At 40.8% G+C, this 7,452-nt stretch carries 10 protein-coding genes and 1 pseudogene; all 11 read right to left on the bottom strand.

Features of this window, described 5'->3' with window-relative positions:
* Positions 1–131: 131 nt before the first annotated feature.
* Positions 132–986, bottom strand: a complete 855-nt coding sequence (locus AC3LHT_RS03400) for a hypothetical protein (protein WP_290666819.1) — start codon at positions 984–986, stop codon at positions 132–134.
* Between the two features lie 17 nt (positions 987–1,003).
* A complete protein-coding gene (tgt, locus tag AC3LHT_RS03405) occupies positions 1,004–2,131 on the bottom strand; it encodes a tRNA guanosine(34) transglycosylase Tgt (RefSeq protein ID WP_290666817.1) in 1,128 nt (375 codons plus the stop codon).
* The gene (locus tag AC3LHT_RS03410) at positions 2,124–2,753 is read right to left on the bottom strand and encodes a cyclodeaminase/cyclohydrolase family protein (protein ID WP_290647162.1); all 630 of its coding nucleotides are present in this window, start codon (positions 2,751–2,753) and stop codon (positions 2,124–2,126) included. Before AC3LHT_RS03410 ends, tgt begins: the two co-directional genes overlap by 8 nt.
* Positions 2,754–2,776: 23 nt before the next feature.
* Entirely contained in the window at positions 2,777–3,502 is a 726-nt protein-coding gene (gene deoC / locus AC3LHT_RS03415; RefSeq protein ID WP_290647163.1) for a deoxyribose-phosphate aldolase, read from the bottom strand.
* Positions 3,503–3,534: 32 nt separating this feature from the next.
* On the bottom strand, positions 3,535–4,083 hold the full coding sequence (locus AC3LHT_RS03420) for an HD domain-containing protein (protein ID WP_290647164.1): 549 nt from the start codon (positions 4,081–4,083) through the stop codon (positions 3,535–3,537).
* Positions 4,037–4,744: a RadC family protein gene (gene radC, locus AC3LHT_RS03425; RefSeq protein WP_366011586.1), complete on the bottom strand. Its 708-nt coding sequence runs from the start codon at positions 4,742–4,744 to the stop codon at positions 4,037–4,039. Before radC ends, AC3LHT_RS03420 begins: the two co-directional genes overlap by 47 nt.
* A gap of 14 nt (positions 4,745–4,758) precedes the next feature.
* The gene (locus tag AC3LHT_RS03430; RefSeq protein ID WP_488661989.1) at positions 4,759–5,337 is read right to left on the bottom strand and encodes a Maf family protein; all 579 of its coding nucleotides are present in this window, start codon (positions 5,335–5,337) and stop codon (positions 4,759–4,761) included.
* Positions 5,322–5,834 carry a Gx transporter family protein gene (locus AC3LHT_RS03435; RefSeq protein ID WP_290647167.1) on the bottom strand — a complete coding sequence of 171 codons (513 nt, stop codon included), beginning with the start codon at positions 5,832–5,834 and terminating at the stop codon, positions 5,322–5,324. Before AC3LHT_RS03435 ends, AC3LHT_RS03430 begins: the two co-directional genes overlap by 16 nt.
* Entirely contained in the window at positions 5,831–6,187 is a 357-nt protein-coding gene (locus AC3LHT_RS03440; RefSeq protein ID WP_290647168.1) for a NusG domain II-containing protein, read from the bottom strand. Before AC3LHT_RS03440 ends, AC3LHT_RS03435 begins: the two co-directional genes overlap by 4 nt.
* On the bottom strand, positions 6,184–7,224 hold the full coding sequence (locus tag AC3LHT_RS03445) for an FAD:protein FMN transferase (RefSeq protein WP_488661990.1): 1,041 nt from the start codon (positions 7,222–7,224) through the stop codon (positions 6,184–6,186). The genes AC3LHT_RS03440 and AC3LHT_RS03445 overlap by 4 nt, the downstream gene beginning before the upstream one ends.
* Positions 7,194–7,452: pseudogene (locus tag AC3LHT_RS03450) on the bottom strand (AmmeMemoRadiSam system radical SAM enzyme); the annotation flags it as partial. The pseudogene AC3LHT_RS03450 and the gene AC3LHT_RS03445, both read right to left, overlap by 31 nt.

Raw genomic sequence — 7,452 nt, forward strand, 5'->3', positions numbered from 1 at the left:
GCTCAGTGGTAGAGCACCTGCTTGCCAAGCAGGGGGTCGCGGGTTCGAATCCCGTCTTCCGCTCCAAAATAAAAGCGCCTTTGATAAGGCGCTTTTTTTAATATCAAAGTTCATATAAGCAAAACACTTAATTACCATTCACCGCAAAATGAAGCTCCCCACATGAAAGGAATATCGATGTTACTGTCTCTGATCGTGTTATCCAGATTGGCACCTATACCTGCGGAAAATTTCATGTTTCCAGCTTTAAATTCTAATCCGCCTCCTATAACACGGTCAAAATTTTCCCAGTTTAGATCAGCATTATAACTAAAACCCCCACGTACTAAAAACCCCGGAAAAAGCTGTAGCTCAGTTGATATACCGGCGTATCTAACATTCATTCCGTTTCTAGTGCCTACTTCAAAGCCTATATGTAACAGGTCAAAAACCAATCTGAAGCCAACAAGCATATCAAGTCTTTCGGCAGTTGCCGTTGAATCGTTGCTCCAGAGCAAAGCATTTTCAAAAGCAGCTATGTATTCAAGATAGGGTAATGTAATTCCCGTAACGCCGGCACTCAGAGAAAGCCAATATGTATCCGTCGAAGAGCTGGTGATGTTTTCCTTCTCAAATTCCAACTTTACGCCAAAGTTTGTCGAAGAGTTCAAACCTGAAGACACAAGATAACTGAGGGCACGATAATTATTTGTCGCCCCGATGTTAAAAGTATATTCTAAAATGCCTGCCATTCCGCCATCTGAAGGATCATATAGCGCTAAGTGAAGGTCACGATCATAAGTTGTAGCTCCGCTTCTTCGATATTCAAAAGCTTGTGGTGAAAAGCCATGATACATTATGCCGTAAAGGTCTGAAGGACTTCCGTAGCCAGCCCAATAACCCCGTGCAAGAGCTTGATTCCCTCCCGTTTGAACGAGAAAAGGGTCAAATGCAAACAACACTGATGCAATTGCTAATAATGTTATTAACACTGCGGCTCTCTTCATGAGATCACCTCTTCACTCTATAATTCATGCAACAATACTTCCCTCTTAATCAGACCTCTACTATAGCACTCTTCTTTGAACTCTTTAAAGGTTCCAGATGCTATGGATTCACGAATTCTTCCAGTAAAATCAAGAAGGAAATGTATGTTATGGTAACTTACAAGCAATTTGCCAAGCATTTCATCTCTTGAAAAAAGGTGATATATGTAACCTCTTGAATAGTTTTGACAGACTTTGCAATTACATTCGCTGTCAATAGGCTCTTTGCTGTGCTTAAACTTTGCCGCTTTCAAATTAATTTTACCACTCCAGGTGAGAGCAGTGCCGTGACGTCCTATTCTGGTTGGTAAAACACAGTCAAACATATCGATACCGTTTTCAACGGCCGTAAGAATAAGATCAGGACTTCCGATTCCCATTAGGTATCTCGGTTTGTCTTCTGGCAGAAAATCCACAGTGTGTTCGAGAATTTCTCTTGTAATGGAAAAAGGTTCTCCTACACTTAATCCTCCTATTGCGAAACCATCGAAGTCCATTGAGGTGATATCAGCCGCACTTTTTTCGCGGAGCTTTTTGTCAAAGGCTCCCTGCACAATTCCAAAAAGGGCCTGTGATCTGTCATGATGAGCAAGACAACGTTTTGCCCACTCCGTAGTGCGCAACACAGACTCTTCAGCATATTCACGAGGCATTTCTGGTGATACACATTCATCAAAAGCCATAGCTATGTCAGAACCAAGCGTCATCTGAATTTCCATTGAAAGCTCTGGAGTCATCAATATTTTTGAGCCATCAATGGGAGATTTGAATACAACGCCTTCATCACTAACTTTTTTGTTCCTTATGCTGAATACCTGAAAACCGCCACTATCAGTGAGAATCGGCTTATCCCAACTCATAAATTCATGCAATCCACCAAATTCACGCATGATTTCCAAACCTGGCTTTAGATAAAGATGAAAAGCATTTCCTAGAATTATCTGTGCTCCAACTTCTTTGAGTTGGTGTTGCCAGATACCTTTTACCGTGGCATTGGTCCCTACCGGCATGAATATAGGTGTATCAATTATCCCGCGCAAGGTATTCAATTTTCCAAGACGAGCGCGGGAATTTGGGTCTTTCTTAATTAACTTGTATTCAACCATTTCTCTTTGCGATCACATCAAGGATTCTTTCATGAGCGCCTCTTATCTGTTTTTCAATGTGATCCATTTCCTCCTTTATCCATTCCGAATATTTTTCATCTTTCAGACTTTTCATATTGATCATTACATTTGCCTTGGCAACATAATAAACCGCAAGGAGAAGATGAGCAGCACTTTCAACATCTGAAATGGCATTTAGGTTTCCCCATTTGGCAACTCTCTCAAGATTAATGATGATGTTTTTAGCTCTTCTGGCAAGGTCAAAGGGAACTTCAATAGCTGTTTTCAGTGCCTGCTGAATTTTGACCTTTCGAACAGCTTTTTCATCATCCGTGTTCTTCGGGAGCTTGTACGCAGACATAACCTGATCGAAGGCTTGAACATCTTTGTTGACAAGATCGCATAGATATGTCATTTCGTTTTCACATACCTCAAGGGCGGATTCCATTTGGTCTGAAACATCTTCATAACCTCTCTTACCAATTGTAAGATTCGCGACCATGGCACCCAGAGATGCTGCGAGAGATGCAACAACACATCCAACCGCTCCTCCCCCAGGAGTAGGCGATCTTTCGGCGACTCGCTTCAGAAAATCCTTTACGCTAAGAGTGCATAAATCCATAAGATCATCCCCCTTATTCAGAATTATTCGTTGACTATTTTTATACCTGAACTTGTTCCTATCCTGTCAGCACCTGCTTTAATCATGGCAAGAGCTATTTCCTTTGAACGTACACCACCAGATGCTTTTACTTTCATCTCGTTCCCAACAACAAATTTCATAAGAGATACATCCTCAACCGTTGCACCAGATTTGCTGAATCCCGTTGAAGTTTTGACAAAATGAGCACCTGCTTCTTTGGCAATAACACAGGCTGCAACTTTCTCTTCGTCGGTTAGTAATGCAGTTTCTATAATAACTTTGACTATTTTCCCCTTTGAAGCATCAACAACGGCCTTGATATCGTCATATACTTCATTATAAAGTGCTGCCTTGAGATTTCCCACATTTATAACCATGTCAAATTCTTCCGCGCCCTTTTCAAGGCACCAATTTGTTTCAAAAACTTTCACATCCGTCGATACTGCTCCGAGGGGAAAACCTATTACTACGGCCTTTTTCACATCGGTATTTTGGAGGATTTCGTTAGCCAAAGGCAAAAAGGCACTATTAACGCAAACACTGTAAAAAGAGTGTTGAACAGCTTCTTCACAAAGCTGTTTTACCATCATAGGTGTTGCTTCTGGCTTTAGAAGAGTATGATCAATGTATTTCGACAGTTCAATGCTCTCTGGAAGTTCTCTTTCCGTAAAATGGTATTCGTCTTTAAATCGCTGAATTTCGATGTTAACTTTTTTGCTTATATCCATTTTAACCATCCTTTCATTTTAGATATAAATTATCAAAGTCCAAGCTCGCTGGAGATTCCCTGCATTGCTTTCAACGATAGAGCGAGAAACTCGTCAAGGGGCAATCCAAAATCTTCGCAGCACAACATTTTTTCACGGCTTGCGCCTCTTGCAAAACTTTTTTCCTTAAAGCGGTTTTTCAAAAAATCTACTGTTAGATCTTTCAACTTTGTTCCCTTTCTAATAAGAACTGCGGCTACAATAAAACCTGTTACAGGGTCAGCAGCGTAGATAGCTTTCTCCATAAGGGTTTCACGTTCTTTTTTTTCGCAGTGTGCTAAAATAGCGTTTTTGACGTCTTCAGGCACATCGTAATTTTTGAGCATTTCCACAGTCATAAGACCATGTTTCTCTGGTGATTCAAAAGTATAATCGTAATCAAGGTCATGTAAAAGCCCAGCAATTCCCCAGAGTTCTTCGTCCTCGTTGAATTTCTTAGCTAGCTCTTTCATTACAGCTTCTGTTGCCAGCATGTGTTTCAAAATATTCTTTCTTTTAACGTGCTGTTTTATAAGTTCCATAGCTTTCTCGCGTGATAGCATGTTGCACCTCCAAAACATCAAATGATTTTGAAGCGCTAAAGCTGTAATATTTTCCTTTGCCTATTATAACGTGATCAAGGAGCTTTATCCCAATAATTTTACCAGCGTCTGAGAGTTTTTCGGTTATTTTGATATCTTCGGAGCTTGGGGTAGGGTCACCGGAAGGGTGGTTATGCACCACAATAATGGCTGCTGCCGCCTTTTTAATTGCCGATTTGAAAACCTCTCTTGGATGGAGCAACGAACTATCAATGGTACCAAGACTCACAGTTTCATATCCAGAAAGCTTCAATTTGCTATCAAGACTAATAATCCGTACTGCTTCCTCTTCCAGGAGTGTCATATCGTGACAAAGATAATAAACACTTTCTGGATCCCGTAAAGCTGTTTTTGTGGTGGAAGCGATTTCTTTGAATACACGGTTTCCGATTTCAAGTGCCGCTTTCAAGGTAACAGCCTTAGCAGGACCAATACCCTTAATGGACGAGATTTCAGAAAGGTCGGCAGCCAGTAGTCGTGTAAGCGTTCCGAATTTTTTCAACAGCTCTTGGCTCAATTCAAGTACATCCATTTCATTTGAACCAGTCCTGAGAAGAATAGCGATGAGTTCGGAGTTTGTAAGGGCTCTAGAGCCTAGCTCTATCAACTTTTCTCTTGGCATATCATGGCTTGCTTTCAAAATTCGTTCCCCCTGTTTCTCAGTTCATTCCAAATTCTCCCAATGGGAAGACCCATAACATTGTAAAAATCTCCTTCGATTTTTTCCACAAAGAGAGCCCCAAAGTCCTGAATACCATATGCACCTGCTTTATCCATGGGAATGCCTGTTTCTATGTATCTGTAGATAGTAGCATCATCAAGCACTCTAAACTTCACTCTGGTAATTTCAACAAAGGAAAATTCTTCGTGCGACGTTATAATACCTACGCCCGTGTAAACGTCATGAAAAGCACCAGATAGGCGTTTCAAATGCCTATAAGCCTCATCGGTATTTTTTGGCTTAAGAAGGATTTCCCCTTCTAACATAACAACAGTATCAGCACCAATGACAATGCTGTTTTCGATGTCGCTTATTTTTGGCAATACATTTCTTGCTTTTTTAAGTGCAACCTCTTTTAAGTCCTCAATTATAGAAGCTGCTGATAAGGATTCATCTACGTTATCAGGCGAAATTACTTTAAAGGGTGTTCCAAAGAATTTCATTAATTGTTTTCTGCGAGGTGATGTTGATGCCAGTATTATCTTCGTTGCCAAAGAGAACCACCTATCCTTTTAAGTACTTCAAAGGCTATGTATGCATTAACCAAGGCCGATAAACTTCCAGTCAGAAAAAAATACGGGTACAATTCAAAAAGTCTTGGTTCCCGTATCACGTAAAGCGCTGCAAAAGCCAATTGTATGAGATTATTAGTGGATGCACCCGCGATGCTGGTACCTGCCAGACCAAATATCCTCGCTTTGTACATATGCCACATTACAATTGCCGAACCAGATACACCAAATAACCCCATCAAAAATCCCGGGGTGGCAATTTTCCCGGAGATAAGGCTTCCAAGAACATTTTTCCCAGCAGATATTGCCAATACATCGACAATTGAAGCACCCGGTAGTGAAATCAAAACCACCATGTTAGAAAACCCCCATCTTCCACCAGGTACTGGCAGTGGAAATGGTATAAGGGTTTCAAGAAAATATATCGCAGAGCCAAGAGATATGAGAACAGCAAATCGGGCAACTCTACCGTTATTCATCTGGTCATCGCATCCATCGCTTCGTCAGAAAGCTTTCCAATAATTTTTATTAAGATTTTGTTTGGGAGACATACAATAGGTACCTCGGGTGATGAAATCCAGCCTTGTTTTACACATAACTTCTCCGGACAATCGGATTCTTGCGCTCTTATCTTTCCGTCAAGTACTTCAACTATCATATGGTTAGCGATATTATAAGTTGCGTCTTTTGACAAATCAATTTTCATGTAAGCCTTCCCCTGTACATAGACTTCAGCCTCTGTGCTTCTATATGGTGCGTTATATGATATGAGTAACATTATAGCTATAAGCAGAGCAATGAGAATCATATCGCTCCTTGTGAAGAGCTTCATTTACTTAAATACACCTCAAAACCTTTGTTTTTGAAGGTTGAAAGATCTTCTCTAACAAGAAAAGCAAGGGCACCGTATCGCGGGAAAAAGGTGACACCTGGTGAATCCCCCAATACAAAAGCAGCGGTGGCATATGCATCAGCCAGCATTGCACTCTTATGAATGACAGTTGAGCTTATCACGCCATTATTGGCTGGATAACCCGTTGCTGGATCGAAAATGTGGTGATAACGTATGCCATCTACCTCGAAAAATCTCTCATAATCGCCCGAGGTAGCTATTGACCCATCGTACATATAAACGTAGTCTATAACTTTATCCGCACTTTCACTTCTCGGATGTCTGATGCCAATTACCCACGGCCGGTTGCCATATTTAGGTCCAATTATGCCTATGTCACCACCAGCATCAATAAATCCTGTGGCCTTTTCATCGATGGATTTAATTTTCATTATTGCCATGTCCACAGCATATCCTTTCGCAATACCCGAAAGGTCAATTTGAGCCCCATTGAGTAACCTGACTTTGTTGCCATCAGGCGAAATTTCAACGTTTTCATAGCTCACTTTCAATAACGCTTTTCCTATCTCGGTTTTTTTTGGAACACGTTTTTCATTATTTATGTCATCAAAGCCCCATAATTTTATAATCGGATACAATGTAAAGTCAAAAGCACCGCCAGTATTCTTCGAAACTTCGATAGCGCTCTTTAGCAAAAATGCTGTCTCCTGGTCGATTTCAATCCATTTTCCTTTAGAAGCGTTCAGCTCTTCTACTATACCTTTGTTGTTTCCATATTTTTCATCGATTCTTTTTATTTCTTTGAAGGCTGCGTTGGCAAGCAAAACCGGAGAAGTTTTATCTCCACTGACTCTCACTGTTACATATGTTCCAAGTAAATAGTCTGTTTTTGTATAGTATTCCTGTTTGTCGTTTGTAATAAATAACCACGTGAGAATGGAAATTGCCAGTAAGGCGAGTATCGTGTATAAAAACGTGGAACTACTCAGAGGATTACGGGGATTTCTTTGCCGCACTTGGAGCACCTGCCTTCTTCATCCAGGTTTTTGACTTCTATGCTGTATCCGCTTCTTTCAATAAGAAGTGCCCCACAAGAAGGGCAATACGTATTGCTTTCGTTTGTGGCAGGGATATTACCTAAGTAAACATAATTAAGCTGTTCGCGCGCTATTTCCCATAACCGGGTAAGTGTTTCAAGAGGGGTAGCTGGCTTATCATACTTGTACGCTGGATAATACCGAGTA

It is taken from the genome of Kosmotoga sp., assembly GCF_982836095.1.